This is a genomic window from Mariniflexile sp. HMF6888, assembly GCF_044335535.1.
GTDB lineage: Bacteria > Bacteroidota > Bacteroidia > Flavobacteriales > Flavobacteriaceae > Mariniflexile.
Genome location: NZ_JBIQVZ010000001.1, coordinates 1053118 through 1074556 on the forward strand (window position 1 = coordinate 1053118; position 21439 = coordinate 1074556).

General features: G+C 34.2%; 19 protein-coding genes. 8 read left to right on the forward strand and 11 right to left on the reverse strand.

Features of this window, described 5'->3' with window-relative positions:
• Positions 1-290: 290 nt before the first annotated feature.
• Positions 291-1013, forward strand: coding sequence for a hypothetical protein (locus ACGLWY_RS04790; RefSeq protein ID WP_396618515.1), 723 nt, complete (start codon positions 291-293; stop codon positions 1011-1013).
• Here the strand turns inward: ACGLWY_RS04790 and ACGLWY_RS04795 are convergent.
• The gene (locus ACGLWY_RS04795) at positions 997-1614 is read right to left on the reverse strand and encodes a thioredoxin family protein (protein WP_396618516.1); all 618 of its coding nucleotides are present in this window, start codon (positions 1612-1614) and stop codon (positions 997-999) included. The two genes, ACGLWY_RS04790 and ACGLWY_RS04795, sit on opposite strands and share 17 nt — an antisense overlap.
• Positions 1615-1711: 97 nt before the next feature.
• Between ACGLWY_RS04795 and ACGLWY_RS04800 the strand changes: the two genes are divergently transcribed.
• The gene (locus tag ACGLWY_RS04800) at positions 1712-2278 is read left to right on the forward strand and encodes a DNA-3-methyladenine glycosylase I (RefSeq protein ID WP_396618517.1); all 567 of its coding nucleotides are present in this window, start codon (positions 1712-1714) and stop codon (positions 2276-2278) included.
• Between the two features lie 204 nt (positions 2279-2482).
• Here the strand turns inward: ACGLWY_RS04800 and aat are convergent, their stop codons facing one another.
• The 3 genes from aat to ACGLWY_RS04815 form a co-directional block, all read right to left on the reverse strand.
• On the reverse strand, positions 2483-3112 hold the full coding sequence (gene aat / locus ACGLWY_RS04805) for a leucyl/phenylalanyl-tRNA--protein transferase (protein WP_396618518.1): 630 nt from the start codon (positions 3110-3112) through the stop codon (positions 2483-2485).
• An 89-nt stretch (positions 3113-3201) separates the two neighbouring features.
• Entirely contained in the window at positions 3202-3579 is a 378-nt protein-coding gene (locus ACGLWY_RS04810; protein WP_396618519.1) for a DUF3127 domain-containing protein, read from the reverse strand.
• 53 nt (positions 3580-3632) lie between these two features.
• The gene (locus ACGLWY_RS04815; RefSeq protein WP_396618520.1) at positions 3633-4502 is read right to left on the reverse strand and encodes a flavin reductase family protein; all 870 of its coding nucleotides are present in this window, start codon (positions 4500-4502) and stop codon (positions 3633-3635) included.
• Between the two features lie 224 nt (positions 4503-4726).
• Between ACGLWY_RS04815 and ACGLWY_RS04820 the strand changes: the two genes are divergently transcribed.
• Positions 4727-5875, forward strand: coding sequence for a sensor histidine kinase (locus ACGLWY_RS04820; RefSeq protein WP_396618521.1), 1149 nt, complete (start codon positions 4727-4729; stop codon positions 5873-5875).
• A 10-nt stretch (positions 5876-5885) separates the two neighbouring features.
• The gene (locus ACGLWY_RS04825) at positions 5886-6236 is read left to right on the forward strand and encodes a hypothetical protein (RefSeq protein WP_396618522.1); all 351 of its coding nucleotides are present in this window, start codon (positions 5886-5888) and stop codon (positions 6234-6236) included.
• Here the strand turns inward: ACGLWY_RS04825 and ACGLWY_RS04830 are convergent.
• Positions 6231-6620 carry an HIT family protein gene (locus tag ACGLWY_RS04830; protein WP_396618523.1) on the reverse strand — a complete coding sequence of 130 codons (390 nt, stop codon included), beginning with the start codon at positions 6618-6620 and terminating at the stop codon, positions 6231-6233. The genes ACGLWY_RS04825 and ACGLWY_RS04830 overlap by 6 nt on opposite strands.
• A gap of 92 nt (positions 6621-6712) precedes the next feature.
• Positions 6713-7186 (reverse strand): transcription elongation factor GreA, encoded by a 474-nt coding sequence (greA, locus tag ACGLWY_RS04835; protein ID WP_117173337.1) that lies wholly within the window; start codon positions 7184-7186, stop codon positions 6713-6715.
• Positions 7187-7592: 406 nt separating this feature from the next.
• Between greA and ACGLWY_RS04840 the strand changes: the two genes are divergently transcribed.
• On the forward strand, positions 7593-8045 hold the full coding sequence (locus ACGLWY_RS04840) for a hypothetical protein (RefSeq protein ID WP_396618524.1): 453 nt from the start codon (positions 7593-7595) through the stop codon (positions 8043-8045).
• 155 nt (positions 8046-8200) lie between these two features.
• Here ACGLWY_RS04840 and ACGLWY_RS04845 read toward each other — a convergent pair whose 3' ends face one another.
• The 5 genes from ACGLWY_RS04845 to pnuC all read right to left on the reverse strand — a co-directional run bounded on the left by ACGLWY_RS04845 (position 8201) and on the right by pnuC (position 13912).
• Positions 8201-10369, reverse strand: a complete 2169-nt coding sequence (locus tag ACGLWY_RS04845; RefSeq protein ID WP_396618525.1) for a TonB-dependent receptor — start codon at positions 10367-10369, stop codon at positions 8201-8203.
• Between the two features lie 427 nt (positions 10370-10796).
• Positions 10797-11204: an alternative ribosome rescue aminoacyl-tRNA hydrolase ArfB gene (gene arfB, locus ACGLWY_RS04850; RefSeq protein WP_396618526.1), complete on the reverse strand. Its 408-nt coding sequence runs from the start codon at positions 11202-11204 to the stop codon at positions 10797-10799.
• Between the two features lie 4 nt (positions 11205-11208).
• Complete coding sequence (locus ACGLWY_RS04855; RefSeq protein ID WP_396618527.1) at positions 11209-12750, reverse strand: DUF4301 family protein; 1542 nt, start codon at positions 12748-12750, stop codon at positions 11209-11211.
• On the reverse strand, positions 12750-13319 hold the full coding sequence (locus ACGLWY_RS04860; RefSeq protein ID WP_396618528.1) for an AAA family ATPase: 570 nt from the start codon (positions 13317-13319) through the stop codon (positions 12750-12752). The genes ACGLWY_RS04855 and ACGLWY_RS04860 overlap by 1 nt, the downstream gene beginning before the upstream one ends.
• Complete coding sequence (gene pnuC, locus ACGLWY_RS04865) at positions 13274-13912, reverse strand: nicotinamide riboside transporter PnuC (RefSeq protein ID WP_396618529.1); 639 nt, start codon at positions 13910-13912, stop codon at positions 13274-13276. The genes ACGLWY_RS04860 and pnuC overlap by 46 nt, the downstream gene beginning before the upstream one ends.
• Before the next feature lie 449 nt (positions 13913-14361).
• Between pnuC and ACGLWY_RS04870 the strand changes: the two genes are divergently transcribed.
• The 3 genes from ACGLWY_RS04870 to ACGLWY_RS04880 are packed head-to-tail and all read left to right on the forward strand — an operon-like array spanning position 14362 to position 21383.
• The gene (locus ACGLWY_RS04870) at positions 14362-16533 is read left to right on the forward strand and encodes a T9SS type A sorting domain-containing protein (protein ID WP_396618530.1); all 2172 of its coding nucleotides are present in this window, start codon (positions 14362-14364) and stop codon (positions 16531-16533) included.
• 33 nt (positions 16534-16566) lie between these two features.
• A complete protein-coding gene (locus ACGLWY_RS04875; RefSeq protein ID WP_396618531.1) occupies positions 16567-18510 on the forward strand; it encodes a rhamnogalacturonan lyase in 1944 nt (647 codons plus the stop codon).
• A gap of 32 nt (positions 18511-18542) precedes the next feature.
• On the forward strand, positions 18543-21383 hold the full coding sequence (locus tag ACGLWY_RS04880) for a sugar-binding domain-containing protein (protein WP_396618532.1): 2841 nt from the start codon (positions 18543-18545) through the stop codon (positions 21381-21383).
• Positions 21384-21439 lie beyond the last annotated feature (56 nt).

The following is a 21439-nucleotide window of genomic DNA, read 5'->3' on the forward strand; positions in this document are numbered from 1 at the left end:
TCATCAGTGTCCTATTAAAGATTCAAGGCTTCGCTAAAAGAAAAAAGAATAAAGAAAATAGACTAAATGACAACAAATTGATATTCAAATATCTTTTTGCATGTCTGTTTTAATAATCGCTAAATAACTAATTATTACAAAAAGCAAGCCCACAAATATCCTATTTTGAAGTAGAAAGAGAAGTAAAAGGGTGTTAATTACAGTCTTTTCAAAGCTTAAATGGTATTATTTTAAACTTTTTGTGTTATTTTGCCGTATATAGTTATGTACCCAATATAAAACAGAACTATTTGCGCCTCACAGATCAACATAAAGCCCTACTACTAACCTTCCTAATTTCAGGAACGGTCGTTTTGTCTATTTTTAATTTAAGCTTAAAGAACAAAGAAGAAGCCATTGCTGAAAGCTACTACGAATTAGAACCTGAAAAAGAACTCACCGAAGAAGACAAAAAAATAATAGAGGCTTTAGATAAACTAAACAACAGCAAAGCCGAAACCAACAAAGCTTTTAATGAAACAGAAGACAACAAGCATTTTGCGCAAGCCTATAAACAAATTGCTCCTCCAGAAGACTATGTGCCAAAATCTAGCGAAGAAAACGATGGTGAAGATGATGAGTCTAACAGCCTTGACGAGAACAAACCTTTAAAGCCCGCAATTGACAAAGAAGAATTATCATCTTACAGTAAGGTAAACGATTTGTTAAAACAGCAACAAACCCAAGGGGTCAATACTAAAAGTACTGTTAGTTTTTCCTTAGTAAACAGAAAAAAAGTGTATATCCCTATTCCCGTTTATTTATGTGAAGTAGACGGGAAAATTGTTATTAATATTACGGTTAATGCCCATGGCAGTGTTATAGAAGCCTACGTAAACAACGCTTCAAACTCTAAAAATGAATGTTTAATTGAGCATGCTTTAGAGTATGCCAAAAACTCACAATTTAGTGCTGACGCTTCCAAAAACTCACAGTTGGGTTCTATTACCTTTAGTTTTATTGGCAAACATTAGACTGTAAATCGCAAAGCATATTGGTTACATCTTCAATAATATTTTGTCCTTTATCGTTATTGTACCAATGCTGCAAATCTTCTTTAAATGCTGGTGTTAAAATCCCGTATTTGGCTATATAACGGCTTACAAGACTTGTTGCTTCGCTTGGTCTGGGTCCATAGCTATTTAAAACGTCGCCTGTTTCGGTATCAATCATAATTAATTTAGGTATCGAGCGGCTTTTATTGGTTAAAAACAAGTCCATAAGCTCAGGATTTTCATCGCGAAGTACAATTTTTAAATTAATATGGTTATTTAATTCCGCTATTTTATTTAACACAGGCAGTACATGAGCCCCATCACCACACCAACTTTCGGCAATAACCAACCAAGTAACATCCTGTTCAAATTCGTTAATTCTTTGTTGGACCACTTTCGAAATTTTTAAAGTTTTATCCCAACGGTTCATGCGTTTGTCGTTTAGCTTTGTAAAGTTTGCTAAAACTCGTGTTTTATCGTTTCCTGTTGTTGTTTTTTGTTCTACTAATTGTTTCATCAACTCTCTGTAAGCTTGATAACTTATGCCTCGTTTTGTACTCTGAGCTATAATGGATTTCATGTTGGTTATTTTTTTGAACACTACAAAATTAGCGTCTAGTTATTTTAAATCAGATGATAATTGTCATACTTTTACTTTAATATTTACAAAAACCATTATGACTAAAAAACACAGATGCGGTTGGTGTGTTGGCGATGCTTTATATGAAGCATACCACGACCAGGAATGGGGTGTTCCCGTATATGACGATGCCACCATTTTTGAATTTTTAATTTTAGAAACCTTTCAAGCGGGTTTAAGTTGGATAACCATTTTACGCAAGCGTGAAAATTTCAGAGCTGCTTTTGATCATTTTGATTACAAAAAAATAGCAACTTACAATCAAAATAAAATTGATGAGCTGCTACAAGACGCTGGCATTATTCGCAATAAACTAAAGGTTAATGCCACCATTACCAATGCCCAAGCTTTTATGAAAATTCAGGAAGAATTTGGAAGCTTTAGCACCTACATTTGGGATTTTGTTGATGGCAAACCGATAAAAAACAAGCTGAAAAATTATAAAGAAGCGCCACCTACCACTGCCATTAGTGATGCCTTGAGCAAAGACTTAAAAAAACGAGGTTTTAAGTTTGTAGGCTCTACTGTTATGTATGCTCATATGCAGGCAACCGGTATGGTTAATGACCATGAGATTGGGTGTTTTAGATATGGAGAGGTTTAAAGTAGGGGTTTTTAATATTCTTTATTGATTATTTTTTTCTATAACGTAAGTTTTAGTCAACTTATCATATAAATTTTGATTTTTATTTCAGTCTAAAAATCCACCTACAAAAAACAAACAGCATTTTAAAAATGTAGGCTTTACAGCGGTTTTATTTTCCTCTTATTCGCCTAATCCTTCATCTTAGCGTTAGCCCAAGAAGTTTTAGATGCTTAAATACTTCAAAAATAAGTCTCTAGAAATGTCCTCAGCCCCCAAACTCTCCAGATGGTTGGTGTAGACTTGGCAGTCAATCAGTTTATAATGGGTATTTTGAATAAATGTAATAAACGCTACTTTACTGGCATTGCTTATTTTGGCAAACATGCTTTCGCCACAAAACACGCCGTTGTTTAAATCTATACCGTAAAAACCACCAATTAGCCTGTCTTTATCCCAAACCTCAACCGATTTTGCATAGCCTAAATCGTGCAGTTTTACGTAAGCCTCAATCATGTCGCTAGTAATCCAAGTGCCTGCTTGTCCGTCTCGCTTGGCTTTGGAACATGCAGTTATTACCGCCCTAAAATCTTTATTTACCGTAACCACATAGCCTTTATTTTTTAATACTTGTTTCATGCTTTTTGAAACCTTCAACTTTTCGGGAAAGAGCACAAAACGCGGATTGGGACACCACCATAAAATAGGTTCTCCTTCACTAAACCATGGGAATATCCCTTGTTTATAGGCCTGTATTAAACGTGCTTCCGATAAATCGCCTCCAATAGCCAACAAACCATCTTCGGTGGCTTCGGTAACATCAGGGAATTTTATGTCTTGGGTTAGGTAATGCATGGATAGCAATTCTTTAAAAGTAAAAAACCTCTTAGTTTTATTTAACAAAGAGGTTGGTTTTATGAGATTCCTGCCTTCGCAGGAATTGATTAAAACGGTAAATCGTCGTGATCGTCTTCGTTTAAATTACCTGCTGGCTCAAAAGCATCCATAGGAGGTACCGGTGGCAAATTACCATCTGAACTTGCTGCTTGTAATGCTTCAATTCTCCAACCTTGAATGGAGTTGAAATATTTGGTTTCACCTTGTGGGTTTACCCATTCCCTTCCTCGTAAATTGATGCTTATTTTTACTTGTTGCCCTTCTTTATAACTGTTAAGTAAATCGCATTTATCTTGCACAAACTCCACCATAATGTGTTGTGGATACTGCTCTTCCGTAGTAACTACAATTTCTCTTTTTCTAAACCCATTACCTCCAAAAGTTTGAGTTTCTCCTACCATTTTAATTCTTCCTTGAACTTCCATTTAATCTGTATTTATTCTTATTATTTATTCTTTACTAGTTTATTGTCTAAAATTTAAGACAACAATATTTTCCAAGCACTTTCAACATCGCCAAAACTTAAATAGTTACGTGCCAGTTTATGTTTTTGTCTGTGTGTTGCCGTTTTTATATTTGGATATCTTTTACTGATATCTTTAATAAAATTATCAACATCTGCTTCGGTTGGCAAACTTTCTACGTTGCCCAACATCCCTAAATCGTTCCCTGTTAGCACCATGCTATTTTTAACGTCTTCAGGAAAATTATCAATCCCAATACCTAATGTGGTTAAGGGTTTTGGTATTTCAAAAAAGCCCTTCTTTGCACGACTATAATAACTACCTCCTGCTCTTGCTACCAAATCTAATTTTTCTTGGTTTATGGAGCCATCTTCATTCAAAACATCCTTATCAATATGAAGCTTTACCACTTCACAAATAACCAAATTTCCTGCACCACCTTCAGTTCCCAATTCTATGATATCGTTCACTTTACACTCCATCTGTACGGGCGACTCTGCGACACGAAATGGTTTTACTATATCAGATTTCAACATGGTAAAACCTGCCTTTTCAAACTCGTTAACCCCTTCGGGATACTCGGTGCTACTTAACGATGCTTGATGAACCATATCAAAACTCACCACATTAATAACCACTTCTCTTGTCTTCAATACGTTTTTAAGCGTATGCTTAACAGTATTATCTTTTACACGACGTGATGGCGAAAAAATCAATATGGGCGGATTTGCGCTAAACACATTAAAAAAGCTAAATGGTGATAAATTAGCACGTCCATCAACATCAACAGTACTCGCAAAAGCAATAGGTCTTGGTGCCACGGCACTTAACAAATAACCATGCAATTTACTGGTTGATAAGGTTTTCGGATCTATTGAAAGCATCAAACTTTTTTAATTTTCAACAAAACTAACAATTTATTTTATTAATAACTTAACAAAATAGATGTGATTAGTTTCACTTAGTCATAAATATTGAATTTTAACTATTTAAAGACTGTCTAAGCAAATGTAACCAATCTAATGTATAACAAAAAACCATTTTACTAACAACTTGGACAATAATATTAACAGATTTGCATTATATTACCAGTTATTTAATTTAAATAATGATTTTTACAAGATACAGTAATACATTGCGTTGGTTAATTATAGTAGCTTCATTTGCTATTGTATCTCTTATTTTATGGAAAACCTATGAGTTTTTTCAGCATTTTAAAGAAGAAGAGCGTACCAAAATGGAAAATTGGTCGTTTGCGCAAACCGATTTTATAAATTCTGAAACCAATGCCAATTTAGATTTAACCCTTAAAATACTGAATAGTAACAAAACCACACCTATGCTGGTTATAAATGAAGATGGTAGCTTAGGCAGTTATAACAATATTAATGATGCTAAAATAACAGATTCTTTATACCTTAAAAAATTAATAGTGAGGTTTAAACAGGAAAACAAACCCATTTCAGTAAAATTAGGAGATAGTATTGTTGGCACCATTTATTATGGGAATTCCGAATTGCTGAACAAACTAAAATACTACCCGCTTGCCTTATTGCTTATTGTATTTCTTTTTGGTGCGGTTATTTTCTTTTTTTACCGAAGTAATAAAAACGCGACCCAAAACAAGCTGTGGTCTGGTATGGCAAAGGAAACAGCACACCAAATAGGCACACCGCTATCTTCTTTAATTGGTTGGGCCGAAATCTTAAAAACCGAAAACACAAACCCCGATTATATTGTTGAAATTGAAAAAGATATTGACAGATTACAAACTATTACCGAACGTTTTAGCAAAATAGGATCCATACCTACTTTGGAGGTCGCCGATATAATAAAAGAAACCATCGATTCTTACGATTATTTAAAGGCCAGATCTTCAAACCTTATTGAATTTGATCTTAAAATACCGGAAGGTGATATTCTAGTAAATTTAAACAAACAACTGTACAGTTGGTGTATTGAAAACCTAGTGAAAAATGCCATTGATGCGATGAAAGGTCGTGGCAAAATTACCATTGAAATTTCCCAATTGGAAAACACTATTATGGTCACTGTAACCGATACTGGCAAAGGGCTCTCTAAAAAAGATTTCAATAGAATATTCGAACCTGGATTTACTACTAAAAAACGTGGTTGGGGATTGGGCTTATCGCTTACCAGACGCATTATTGAAGATTTTCATGATGGTAAAATAAAGGTTTTACAATCTGAAAAAGGCAAAGGAACCACATTTCAAATAACACTTAAACGTGCATAAACTGTAAATTATGGCTGAAAAATTTGTATTTATAAAAGAGGTGTGTTTAAATAATAACTGCCCATTTTGCTACAATAACGATGGTTTATACTTAACCGTTAAACAAAAAACCATTGAAACCAGTTTTTATAAAGCCATCACTCCTGAAATTAAATATGATTTGGCTTGTAAAACATGCAAGAGTACTGTTTATCCTGTAAATTGGACCGATGATATTGAACGTGTTTTTGAATATCACAAAAAGGCGATTACACCAAAAAACCCATCTACACGGCTAAAAAGAGCATCATGGTTGGCTATTTTTTCGGGTATCATACTAGCTATTTGCATTGTGGCCTTTTTAGTTTCTACCAAACTATAATTCCGCTCTAATACGGCTTGCTACTTCTTGGAACTCCTCGGGAGATAATTTGGCTTTTTGAATAAAACGCACATCTTCCATAGTATGCAACGGAATTAAATGCACATGGACATGAGGCACCTCCAATCCAATAACGGTAACACCTATGCGTTTACAGGGAATGGCTTTTTCAATGGCTATGGCTACACGTCTTGAAAACTGCATTAAACCCGTATAAGTAGCTTCATCTAAATCGAAAATCTTATCAACCTCCTTTTTAGGTATACACAACGTATGTCCTTTACTGTTTGGATTAACATCTAAAAATGCTAAGAATTCGTCTGTTTCGGCAATCTTATAGCAAGGGATCTCGCCATTAACTATTTTAGTGAAAATTGAAGCCATAACGTTTTTTGTTGATGTATGAATAACTGTAAATATAAAAGATTCCTGATTAAATCAATCAGGAATCTTTTAAAAAAATGTTTCGAATTAAATTATCTTGAAATTTCGATAATATCAAATTTCATCACGCCATTTGGCACTTGTATTTCGGCTACATCGCCAACCGATTTTCCCAATAGCCCTTTTCCGATAGGCGAATTAACAGATATTTTGCCCGAAGCCAAATCTGCTTCACCATCGGCAACCAATGTATAATTCATTTCCATACCATTGGTTTGGTTTCTTATCTTCACTTTAGATAACACTAATATTTTAGAATTATCTAATTGCGACTCATCAATAATACGCGCACCTGCTAAAGCATCTTCTAATTTAGAAATACGCATTTCTAGCATTCCTTGTGCTTCTTTAGCGGCATCGTACTCGGCATTTTCACTTAAATCTCCCTTATCTCTAGCTTCAGCAATGGCTTTGGATGCTTTAACACGTTCCACATCTTTTAATTGCTTAAGTTCGTCTCTTAATTTTTTTAACCCTTCTGGTGTATAGTATGATACTTTACTCATAACTTCATCGTTTTATTAATAATAAAATGCTGAAACCCACTTCGACTACGCTAAGTACAGGAGTTCAGCATAAAAAAAATCTCGTATATACGAGATTGAATAACAAAAGTACAAAATTTTAGTCAAATATTTATGAATATCTTATAAAGTACTTTACCTCTTACCTTAAATGAAAATAAGAATATTAAGAGGAAATATACAAAATATTTAACTCATTTTGCTTAATGTTGTAAATGAACTCATTTAGAGTTTTTCAATTTGCTAAAAAATTGCTGATTTTAGCTCTGTTTTTGCCTTTTCTTCCTTCCGTAGCGCTGCTATGCAACTCAAAAAAGCCTTTAACAGAACTAAAATTCCCTAATTTTTGCTTAATTTCAAAAACTTTAAATGAGTTCAATTGAAAATTATGATACACTTAAACATGAAGTCCTTTTTATACATAATTTGTTTTTTGTTATTGACAGCTTGTAGCTCTGACAACACCATTACCAAGAATCCTTATTTGCCTAATTACCAATTTAACACCGGTAGCTTAATCAATACCAATTTACCAGAATTTAGCCAATTAAAATTTCCTGGGAATTTTGTTATTCTAAACAGCCCCTACGGTATAAACGGCGTGGTACTATATTACGCTGGTGGTACTAATTACAATGCTTTTGAAATAACAGACCCAAACCATCAAATAAGTACATGTTCAAAACTAAGTGTTGAAGGTATTATTGCAACTTGCAATTGTGATGATGGTAATTCATACGATATACTAAATGGCGATAAAAGAGAAGGCACCACAGGTTCTTACACGTTAATACGCTATAAAGTTGAAGTTGCAGGCTCCATAATTAGAGTTTTTAACTAAAAAGAGGCCAAAAAGTAAACTTTAATATCAGGAGCACAGTCGAAAACCTTATCAGTTAGATTATCAATCATTTCGACTGCGCTCAATGTGACAATTTACTTCTAAATAGACTTTTCAGATTCAACCTCTTTCTAATTAAAATTTGAGATAAAAATTTAAAATTTAAAGGTAACGCCCACTAAAAAGTTGGTAGTTGCTTGCGGGTAGTACACATAGTAACCACCACCATAATCGGCACCATTTGAATTGTATTCTACTCCTGCAATATTATTTATAAGACCATTAACTAAAATAGATTTAAAAACAGCTTTGGTCTTAAATTCGTAACTAGCATTAAAATCCAATATGCTATATGCTTTTAGACTGGAATCTTCATCTTGAATGTTGTTTAACAACTGTTTCCCTACATATTTATTAATAAGAGAGACTTGCATATTTTTTATAGGCATATAATTAATTGCAGTACTCGACACAAAATTAGGTGAATAAGCAATATCGGTTTCACCTAAAGGTGTTCCGTTTAAAAACTGATTTTTGTTTAGGTTTCTATTTCTGCTTACGGTAGCATTAGCTTGTAATGAAATCTGTTTAGAAAACGCAACAACACCGTCTAACTCGACACCAACTCGATAACTTTTACCCGCATTGGCTCTAATGGGGTTTCCGACGTCATCTAAAGCTCCTGTTAACACTAACTGATCGTTATATTGCATAAAGTAAGCATTGGCATTACACTTTATTTTTTCAGCATGATATCTATAACCTAATTCAAAATCATTAAGCTGCTCTGGCCTTACTTCTGTATTGTTTTCAAAATCTGTTCTACTGGGTTCTCTATTCGCTCTAGCATAAGAGGCATATAAGTTATTTGACGCATTCAGGTCAACGCTTATTCCTACTTTAGGATTAAAAAAGTTATAATGTTTATCTATCTCAAATAACGAACGTTTGGAGTCAATTCCCGTTGTTTTATAATCGACATATCTGTATTGTATATCTGCATAAGCACTAACCTTTTCGTTTATTTTATAGGTTGCTTTAGAAAATGCACTAGCGTCCCTTTTTCGTGATTGCCCAAAATAATAACGATAATCGTTTCCAATGCTTGCTGCATATTCTGCCCAAATGATAGTTCCTATATGGTCACCTTCGTATAAATTAAAAGAACCACCTGTAATAATATTTAATCTGTCGTTTTTATAATTTAAACTGGCATTTGCCACATAGAAGTTATTATCTAGTGCTTTTCTACGAATGTAGTCCATACTATCAACGGTATTTCCGTTTACCGTTATAGGATTAAGACCTAAAAATGAAAATTTGGAATCGTCTGAACCATATACATTTGTATAATAATAATTGTCTACATATTCTTCATAAAAGCCATATCCTTTAGTATAATTTAACCCCACATTTAAAGATAATTGGTTGTTAAAACGCTCATTCCAATGTAACTGGTAATGATCTTGTTTGTAATCATCTACTTGATTGTCATAAAACCCAGTCATATTGCCATCATTATCCATGATAGTACCTGCCACATTATAAGTTCTATTTGTGTCTATGGTATATATATCTACACCATACCACGCTTGATATGTTTTTTCATGACCGCCAAAAACAAGCGCTTTAATTAAGGTATTATCGTCTTTATAGGCGCCTTGTAAAAAATATGATTTTAAATCTGAACTGGCTCGGTCTATAAATCCGTCTGATGTAATTTTAGACAAACGTCCAGAAATTTCAACGTGGTCATCTATCAAGCCTGTACTAAACTTTACATGATGCTTTAAACTATTAAAACTACCATAGCTATTAGATATAGAAGCCGATGCATCATCGCTAATAGCATCTGTTAAAATATTAATACTAGCACCAAAAGCGGCAGAACCATTGGTTGATGTTCCAACACCACGTTGTACTTGGATACTTTCTACCGATGATGATAAATCTTGTAAATTCACCCAAAAAGTGCCTAAACTTTCGGCATCATTATAAGGGATTCCATTAATTGTTACGTTGGTAGATTCTCCACCAACACCTCGAATTCTAATGCCACTATATCCTATACCAGCTCCTGCATCACTAGTTGTAACTACTGATGGTAAATAATTTAAAAGCGTTGGAATGTCTTGTCCTAAATTACGCTTTTCCAACTCTTTTTTGGTAATGTTTGAGTGTGTAATAGGCGATGTGGTATTTACACGAACAGCATTGACTAAAACTTCATCTAATTTTTCTGTTTTTGTTGAATCTTGCTGAACTTGATTGTCTTGTGCATTAACACTGATTGATAACACGAATACTGCTAAAAAAAGGGACATGTTTTTAGTTTCGCTGATTTTTTTAAAAAAGTCGAAACTGAATCTCCTTAAAAAGCGATTATAACTTTTTGAAGAAGGTTTAAGAATAGTGGATTTCATTACGATTATGTTTATAATCGAATAAAAAGAGGTAATTATTCTTATGGTTAATAATTATTGTTTTATTGAATCATGCAAAGTAATTACTGTATTTGCTATACTCTGTACTATCAATTAAATCCCTAAACAGCATTACCTGTTCTAGGTTCATTGGGTATGATCTCAGCCTTTAGGTAGTTAAAAGTTGAAAAAGTTGAAAGTTAAAAGTCAAAATTGGTGACTGAAAACTAAAACTGATGACTGCTAACTGAAAAAGCACCCCTTTTTTGAGAACAATGCAAAGGTAATTATCCATTGACAATTATCGATTATCCATTGACAATTATTTTTAATCGACGTCTGGTTTTTGCCTATTTACCTTTTTATCAGATAGTTTACGTTTACTTTTTAGCCGTTTCTTTATAACGGCTCTTGGTATTTTTGTTGGGATTCGCTTCTTTGGAATTATTAAAGCTCTATTTACTAAATCTAAAAAACGTTTAATAACTAGTTCTTTGTTTTTGTGCTGACTTCTACTTTCATCACATTGTAGGATTAAAACACCTTCTTTTGTTAATCTGTTTTGAAGTTTATTTGTGAGCCGTTCTTTTAATTCCTCGCTAAAAACCGAGGATTCAAACAAATTGAAAACAAGTTCAACCTTTGATGATACTTTATTAACGTGTTGGCCACCAGCACCCGAACTTCTTACGGCTTTAAAAGTCAATTCTTGTAACAAGGCATCTTCGTTAATCATTCTTTTAAACTTGATGTGCAGGTTTTAATAAATCGTTTACTGTTTTTACGGGGTTGAAAGTCGATAGTGGAATTTCAACAAAAATAGAATTCCAATATGCCATACTGCCATTCCACAATCCAGGGAGTTCTAAGGCTTTAATATCTACACCGTTTAGAGATTTCAGGGTTATAAAAGCAGCATCTGGATCTACATATTTAGTTAAATCGAATTTGTTTCCTTTATAGTCTTTCACAGCGCAAACCAAATCTGTTGGATTGAAATGCGTTGCATTATCTACAATATTTTTTTGAGATTGATTTTCAATATCAATTTGGGCAAACTCTACTATTTGCAAAGAAACAGCCCCATTACTGTCCTTCACCCAGAAAGGACCACCTCCTGGTTCTCCTTCATTTTTAACCATCCCACAGACTCTAATTGGTCTGTTAAGTTTATGGCGCAAGTAGTCTCTTTTTTCTTTTAGAGTGTACATGTTATAAGCTTCTTCTAGCTCTACATTAATTCGGTTAATTACAAATAATTCGATGTTATTAACTTCATCTTCCGAAATCTCATCATCTTCCAATTTATTTAAATACTTAAAAGTTTGGGTTTGTATTTGCAGAAGGATGCCTGCCAACATTTTTTTATAATTAGAAACCTCTATGTTTTGTTCTAAAACAACAATGTTGTCGATGTTTTTAATGAAAATAAAATCAAAATCGAGCGCATTAAGATTTTCTATTAAAGCGCCATGGCCCGATGGCCTGAACAGCAGTTTATCGTCTTCTGTTCTGTAAAGTTTATCACTGGATGTTATAGCAATCGTATCAGTAGATTTGTTTTGATACGAGAATGATACATTGAATTTAGTATTGGTTTCTGTTTCAAGAGGCTCTTTAACCAGTTTCAATTCCTTTTCAAACATCGCTTTATGCACTTCAGAAATTGTAAAGTGTAAATTCGCTTGGTTATTTGATGAAGCATACATGGTAGCTTCAATTAAATGTTCTTTAAACGCCGTTGAAACATCATTCTTATATTTATGAAACGGCAACAGGCCTTTGGGATAAAAACTGTAATTTAATTGGTTGGCATCTAACATTGTTTTTACAAACAAAACATAGTGTTCACCCAATAGTAATGCATCTATATTAGAATTTGCTTGATGCATTTTCTCTTTAGCAATTTCATAAAAAGGAAGTTTTTCTAACCCTTTTATAAATACCGAAATGGCATTATTTTTTTTTGAATAGGCTTCTATGCTTTGTTGCGCTGTACTAAACTCATTTAAAAACTGAAACAAGAATTTGAACATGCGCGTAGCAGCACCAGAAGCTGGTACAAACTTGACAATAGACAATTGGTTACGGTTGTTTTCGAACCTATCTATATAGCCTTGTTGCTTTTCTGCATCAATTCTTAAAATGCCATTTCCTATGGTAGCTGCTTCAACTAAATCAGAATAAATCATACCAGATTTAATAATCTTTATTTGGTTGTTCACTTTCTCAACCGTTAGTCCGTGATTTATTATTTGTTGTATATCTTTATCTGAAAACATTATTTGTGCTTCTTTAATAAGGTGTCTATGTGTTTAACAGCAGTTTCTAAACGTTCCTTCATATTTCCCTTAAGCAACACATAAGGGCGCTTATTTACTATCAATGCGTCTTCAAACGCTTTAAACATCTCAGTCCTCTCTTCTGGTTTGTCTCTTAAATCGTCACCTTCCCAAGGGGTGTCAATATAAGTTAAAAAATATAAATCGTAGGTATTTTGCAAAGCATATTTTTCAAGAATTGGATCGCAATAACCTAAATAATACGCTTCGGAATACACTTTAGTTTCTAACAAATCGGTATCGCAAATTAAAACAGTATCGGTTTTTTTGGCTAATTTATTCTCTAACTTAATTTGTCCTTTAGCAATAGGCAATAAATCATCTGGCTCACAGGTTTTACGTTCGTTATTCCATTTATTTTGAAGATACTCACGTGCGTATTCGGGCACCCAAACCGAATTGTAATATCTTGCCAATTGCCCAGACAGGGTTGTTTTTCCAGTAGATTCTGGTCCAAATAACACTACTTTGATGCAGTTTGAAGGTTCTTGTCGATACTTTTCTTCCATAAAAAATAAGCTTGAATCGCTAAAATTGTAAAAATAAGATATTGAAACGAAAGCATTCCCCAACCTCTATAGGCATAAAGCGGAATGCTAATAATATCTGCTATAATCCAAAGGGTCCAACTTTCAATTTTCTTTTTAGCCATATACCACATTGCCGTAAAAAACATGCCTGAAGTAAGCATATCAACATAGTTAGAGATTGTTATTTCTCCACCAAAAATTCTATAAACCAAATATGTAAAACCAATGGTTAAAACAAACAACCCAAGCCCAATCATTTTTTCATTGGTATTTGTTCTTGAAATTTTAACTACTTTCTCATTATTTATAGTTCTTGACCAATTCCACCAGCCATAAACGCTCATTATGGAAAAGTAAAGATTCATCATCATATCACCATACAGTTTATCTTTTAACAAAAGATAGACAGAAATGATTGTTGCAACTAATCCTGTAGGGTACACTAAAATATTTTCTTTTTTAGCGTACCAAACGCTTGCTATACCTGTAACTAAAACAATAGCTTCTAAAATAACGACAAAGGTATCTTTATCTTTATATGTGTTTAAGAAAAAATCAAAAAACTGATTCATTTTAGTATCTATTTGGTGTTACTCGATAATCGAGATTTGAATACTCCTAGGCTTGCCTCAAATTTTTAATCTTCTTCCTATAAATGCTTCATGGGCTTGCCCTAGGTAGTTGACTATTATCAATTAATTGAGGCCCTAAATATACTTTGTTTTCTTCCAAGAGAAAAATATACATTTCTTTCCAAAGAACTATTATTATGAACTTATTTAAACTTTTTATAATTGGCTAAAAAATTGTGTCCAATATGGATGACTTATTAAACGCAAAAAAAATCAAAATTTCATAACCAAACTTTTTAATATATGGTTAAAAACAAATACTTACACCTTTATTTTAAATATATTATCTTATAGATTTTAGAAGGCATAACAGGATAGAGCAGGACAGCCTCTTTAAATGGAAAGTCTACATTTGTTTATAAGCAATTAACTAAAACCAAACCATTTTTATGACAAAAAAACTACTTAATAATATGGTACCAAAAAGAGACTTAGTTGCTTATTTAAAAAACAGCCTACTTGTTTTGGCTTTTATACTAACAACAACACCTGTTATAGCTCAAAAGCAAATGGAGAACTTAGATCGTGGTGTATTGGCTGTACGTTCTTCTTCCAATCAAGTATTGGTAAGTTGGCGTATTTTGGGTTCAGAATTCACAAATGCTTCTTACAACGTTTACAGAGGCACGACGCTATTAAATACCACACCAATAACTGGTGCAAGTAACTATGTAGATAATACATCTACCAATGGTACCTATAGTGTGTCTGCCATTATAGACGGTGTTGAACAAGAAGTTTCCCAACCAGTTGATGTTTGGAACAACATCTATAAAAAAATACCTATAAATGCTCCTGCAAGAGGAACAACCCCTGACAATGTAAGCTATACCTATGAAGCCAATGATGCTTCTGTTGGAGATTTAGATGGCGATGGCGAATACGAAATCATTTTAAAATGGATGCCCACCAATTCTAAGGACAATGCACATAGTGGCTACACAGGTAACACCATTTTACAAGGATTGAAAATGGATGGCACTGTTTTATGGACTATAAATTTAGGTAAAAACATACGTTCGGGTGCCCATTACACGCAATTTATGGTGTACGATTTAGATGGCGATGGAAAAGCTGAAATTGCTTGCAAAACAGCCGATGGAACCACTGATGGTATTGGGGCGGTCTTAGGCGATGCCAATGCCGATTATCGCAATACTAGTGGTTATATTTTATCCGGTCCTGAGTATTTAAGCCTTTTTGATGGAGAAACCGGAGCTTTTATTACCACACAAAACTACATACCTGCTAGAGGCAACGTATCTAGTTGGGGTGATAATTACGGAAATAGAGTCGATCGGTTTTTAGCATGTGTGGCTTATCTTGATGGTGCAAGACCTAGTTTGGTTTTTGCCAGGGGCTATTATACACGTGTGGTGCTGGCAGCTTTTGATTACAGAGATGGCCAATTAATAAATCGTTGGATATTTGACACCAATGATGGAGGTGGTAAAGAAGCCGTTTATGGTCAAGGAAACCATAGCATAACTGTAGGCGACGTAGATGGTGATGGAAAAGACGAAATTCAATATGGATCTGCCGCCATAGATGATGATGGTACTGTTTTGTATTCTACAGGTTTTGGACATGGAGATGCCAGTCATTTAGGGGATTTTGATCCTTCTCGTGATGGTTTGGAATATTTTATGGTTCATGAAGAAGCAAATAGACCCGAAGTACCACAAATAGATTACAGGGACCCTAAAACAGGTGACGTATTTTGGAGCGTTCCAGGCAGTGGAGATATAGGCAGAGGTGTTATAGCAGATATTGACCCCAATCATTTGGGAGCCGAAATGTGGGCATCAAATGGTTCGGGAATACACAACCTTAACGGTACTGTCATTTCAACAACATATCCAACAACGGCAGGCTCTGGATCCACTTTCAACATGCTTGCTTGGTATGACGGTGACTTATTAAGAGAACTAGTGGATAGAACAGTTATTACCAAGTGGAATGCAACAACAGGTAGCACAGACCGAATTTTAACAGCTTACAATTATGATAATGTTTCTGTTGAAAGCAACAATAGTACTAAATCCAATCCGTGTTTAATTGCTGATATATTAGGCGATTGGCGAGAAGAAATCATTTGGAGAAAATCGGATAATACAGAACTGGTTGTTTTTTCAACACCCAATCCAACAACCAAACGTATTTTTACCTTAATGCACGACCCTGTATACCGTACCAGTATTGCTTGGCAAAACGTAGGTTACAATCAACCTGCACATACAGGTTTCTATTTAGGAGTTGGTATGCCAACACCCACTGTTCCTAATATTTATTTAGCTAATAACACGCTTTCTATTGAAGATAGCGGTACAAAAAACAGTTCGTCAATAAAAATATATCCAAATCCAACCACTGGTAAATTATATATTTCCAAAGTATATAGTGGCACTATCGAAGTGTATGATAGTATGGGTAAATCTTTAATTAAAAAAAGTTCCAATACGATTAATAGCATAGACTTAAGCACCTATCCCAAAGGTTTGTATTTAGTAAAAATAACACAAGAAACCGGGGTAAAGGTATTTAAAACTATATTAAAATAACTTTTCGGATTGAACTCAAACAACATGTTGTAAATGAAACAGAAATCACTAATAACTGAATTACAAACACCTTGCACTCCTAAAAAAGATCATTTTTATTTTTGGAGAATGACCTTTCTTTATCTTGTTTTCACGCTTATATTTTTGCCTGTAATGGCTCAAAAACAAATGGAAGATTTAGATAGAAGTGTGTTGGCCGTTAGAAAAAACAGCAACGAGGTTTTAGTAAGTTGGCGCATTTTTGCTTCAGAGTTTGAAAATACTTCATATAATGTATATAGAGGCACAACACTATTAAATAAAACTCCCATTACAGGTGCCAGCAACTTTACTGACTCTATAACCACAAACGAAACATATAGTGTATCGGTCATTATAAATGGTATAGAGCAAAAAATGTCAGAACCAAAAAACGTTTGGAACACTATCTACAAAACAATCCCTATTTCTGCTCCTGAGGGAGGAACATCGCCAGACGGTAGAGATTATATTTATGAAGCCAATGACGCTTCTGTTGGCGATTTAGATGGTGATGGTGAATACGAACTGGTACTAAAATGGATGCCTTCAAATTCACACGATAATTCCCATAGAGGCTATACAGGAAACACCATTTTACAAGGATTAAAACTGGATGGCACTGTGTTATGGACCATAGATTTAGGCAAAAACATCCGCTCGGGCGCACACTATACACAATTTTTAGTTTATGATTTTGACGGTGATGGAAAAGCAGAAATAGCATGCAAAACTGCTGATGGTACTGTTGATGGAGCAGGAACTGTTTTAGGTGATCCCACGGCAGACTTTAGAACTCCTAATGGTTACATCTTATCAGGCCCCGAATATTTGAGTCTTTTTTCTGGTGAAACCGGAACTTTTATAACAACACAAGATTATATTCCTGCAAGAGGAAACATCTCCGATTGGGGTGATAGTTACGGAAATAGGGTAGATCGGTTTTTAGCATGTGTAGCATATCTCGACGGAAAACGTCCTAGTTTAGTATTCGCTAGAGGTTATTACACACGTACCGTCTTAGCCGCTTTTGACTATAGAGATGGTAAACTAACAAATCGATGGGTATTCGACACCAATAAAAAAGGCAACGAAGCGTATTTTGGGCAAGGGAACCACAGCATCACTGTTGGAGACGTTGATGGTGATGGGAAAGATGAAATACAATATGGATCTTGTGCTATTGATGATGATGGCACAGGCCTATATTCCACAGGTTTTGGACATGGTGATGCGAGTCATTTAGGAGATTTCGACCCTACTCGTGAAGGTTTGGAATATTTTATGACGCATGAAGTAGCCAATGGCAAAAATATTCCCGCTATAGACTATAGAGACCCCAAAACAGGTGAGGTATTATGGAGTGTTGCAGGAAAAGGCGATTTTGGAAGAGGCGTTACAGCCGATATTGACCCTAACCATACGGGTACTGAAAGTTGGGCATCTAACGGCTCTGGAGTGCATAATGCTAAAGGCGAAGTCATCTCTACAACATACCCTTCAACTGGTAGAAGAGGCGCTAGTTTTAACATGTTTGCATGGTGGGATGGCGATTTACTACGTGAAATAGTAGATAAGACAGTCATTACAAAATGGAATCCCAATAGTAAAAGTTCAGAGATTCTGCTTACAGCTTATAATTATGATGACATGAGCTTAAAAAGCAATAATGGTACAAAATCCAATCCCTGTTTAATTGCCGATATATTGGGAGATTGGAGAGAAGAGATTATCTGGCGAAATTCAAAAAACACCGAATTAGTTATATTTTCAACACCATATAGCACCACGGAGCGTATTTTTACCTTGATGCACGATCCGCTATATCGCACCAGTATTGCATGGCAAAATGTAGGGTATAACCAACCTGCACATACGGGTTTCTATTTAGGACATGGCATGACAACACCTAAAATTCCCTATATTTATTTAGCTAAAAAGACAATGAAGTCTCAGTAAAAAAATAGTATCATCACAAACAACATATCAGTATGTCAACAAAATTCTGGTGCATCTTATTTTCAATATTTGCGTTCTTTCAATGTGACAATCAACCTGAAAAATTAAATCTTGAGGGGCATTGGTCATACAAATTAGACCCTAATAATATAGGCTTAATAGAACATTGGCAAACACTTAAATTTGAAGACAGTATTAAATTACCTGCTTCATTAAGAGATAAAGGTATTGGCTACAACCCAACACTAAAAACAGAATGGACAGGAAGTATTTACGATAGCACTTGGTATTTTAATCCTGCCATGAAAAAATACAGGAAAAAAGATAGCTTAAAATTTCCATTTTGGTTGACTCCAAACAAACGTTATGTTGGTGCTGTATGGTATCAAAAAGAGATTTTAATTCCAGAGAATTGGACAAATAAAAGCCTTGCCTTGTCATTAGAAAGACCCCATTGGCAAACACAAGTTTGGATAGATACTATTTATGTAGGAAAACAAAATAGTTTATCTGTTCCTCACAATTTTACAATTCAAAAAAGAATAAAACCAGGGAAACACCTCTTAACCATTCGCTTAGATAATGCCATTAGAGATTTAGATGTTGGCATCAATTCACATAGTATTTCAGACCATACACAAGGGAACTGGAACGGCATTATTGGTAATATGATATTGTCTCCAAAATATGAATATAGCATTAATCAAATTAAGATAACTCCCAATATTTCCAATAAATCTATTGAAGCAAAAATAATTCTGAATAAAAAACAAAATGCAACATTGCATGCTGAAATTAAAATAAACGGATTAAACCATGAGCATATTTTAAACACATCAACGTTTAAATTTGATAATGCTTCAAGCGAATTAATTGCAACTATTCCCATGGGTAATCATTTCAAAACATGGAACGAATTTACACCAAATATTTATGAAATAGTAATCAGTTTAAAAAAGAATGAAAGCATTCTAGATACCAAAAAAGAAGTTTTTGGAATGCGAGAGTTTAAAATTGAAGGCAAACATTTTAAAATAAATAACAGTCCTATTTCTCTAAGAGGAACCACTGAATGTAGCGTATTTCCATTAACTGGATATCCACCAACCGATGAAGCATCATGGGCGCGAATTTTTAGAATATGTAAATCGTTTGGATTAAACCACATGCGTTTTCATTCATATTGTCCACCGGGATCTGCTTTTTTAGCTGCCGATAAAGCAGGCATCTATTTACAAATTGAAGGGCCTAGTTGGGCAAAATACTCGGTTGATTTAGGAAATGGAAAACCAATTGATAATTATTTAATGGAAGAAACCAAAAGGATTATCGATACTTATGGAAATCACCCATCGTTCTGTATGATGGCCTACGGAAACGAACCTTCTGGAGATTATGTACCCTATTTAGAAAATTGGGTAAGTCATTTTAAAGCCTACGACCCACAACGAGTTTTCACTGGAGCATCTACCGGTAGAAGTTGGTCTATTATTGAAAATAGCGATTTTATTGTAAGGTCACCTCCTAGAGGACTGGAGTGGAAAGACACGCAACCTGAAAGCATGTTCGACTACAGAAACAAAACTGAAAACCAAGATAGACCTTATGTAACCTTCGAAATGGGGCAATGGTGTGCATATCCTAATTTTGATGAAATTAAAAAATACACAGGCGCTTTAAAAGCTAAGAATTTTGAATTGTTTCAAGAAGATTTAAAAGATCATCATATGGCAGACCAAGCACACGATTTTTTAATGGCTTCTGGAAAATTACAAGCATCTTGTTACAAACAAGAAATTGAAGCGACACTTAGAACGCCCAATTTAGCAGGATTTCAATTATTAAGTTTAAACGATTTTTCAGGACAAGGAACAGCTCTTGTTGGTGTTTTAGATGCCTTTTGGGATGAAAAAGGATATATTTCGGCAGATGAATTTAAATCATTTTGTAACGATGTTGTACCTCTAATAAGACTCCCAAAATATACATTTTACAATAATGAAACCTTAACTGCCCAAGTTGAAGTAGCAAACTTTAGTGGGTATCATTTAGAAAATACTCATTCCAAATGGGAACTGGTTAATGACCAAAACGACGTTGTTCAATCTGGAAATTTTAAAAATAAAAGTATACCATTAGGAAAAGGCAACACATTAGGCGCTATTAATATTCCTCTAAACTTTATTAGTAAAGCATCAAAATTCACACTAAAAGTTTCGATTGGAAATTACACCAACAGTTGGAATATTTGGGTATACCCTAAAACACTTTATCATATAGATACTTCAAATGTTCATATCACCAAAACCTTAGATTCTAAAACAAAACAAGTTTTAAACCAAGGAGGAAACGTATTATTATTAACAGCTGGAAAAGTTGAGAATGGCAAAGACATTGTTCAATATCAGACACCTGTTTTTTGGAATACCTCTTGGTTTAAAATGAGGCCACCGCATACAACAGGTATTCTTATAAAAAATGAACACCCTATATTTAATGATTTTCCAACCGATTATTATGCCGATTTACAATGGTGGGAAATAGGAAACAGACAACAAATCATGAATCTTGAAAATTTCCCGGCAAGTTTCAGACCCATTATCCAACCTATTGATACCTGGTTTTTAAACCGAAGATTAGCTATGCTTTTTGAGGCTAAAGTTAATAACGGAAAACTAATGGTTTGCAGTATAAATCTAGATGCCATTGATGATACTAAACCCGTTTCAAAACAACTTTATCATAGTATTTTAAAGTATTTAACTTCAGACAATTTCAATCCTAATGATGCAATTTCATTAGATATTGTTTCAGAATTGTTTGAACAGAAAGAACGCAAAGTATGGAATTCATATGTTTCAGAAAACCCATAATTTTAGATTAAACAGCGATGGATTCAATGGGGATAATGGAAATATTTTGAAAACAT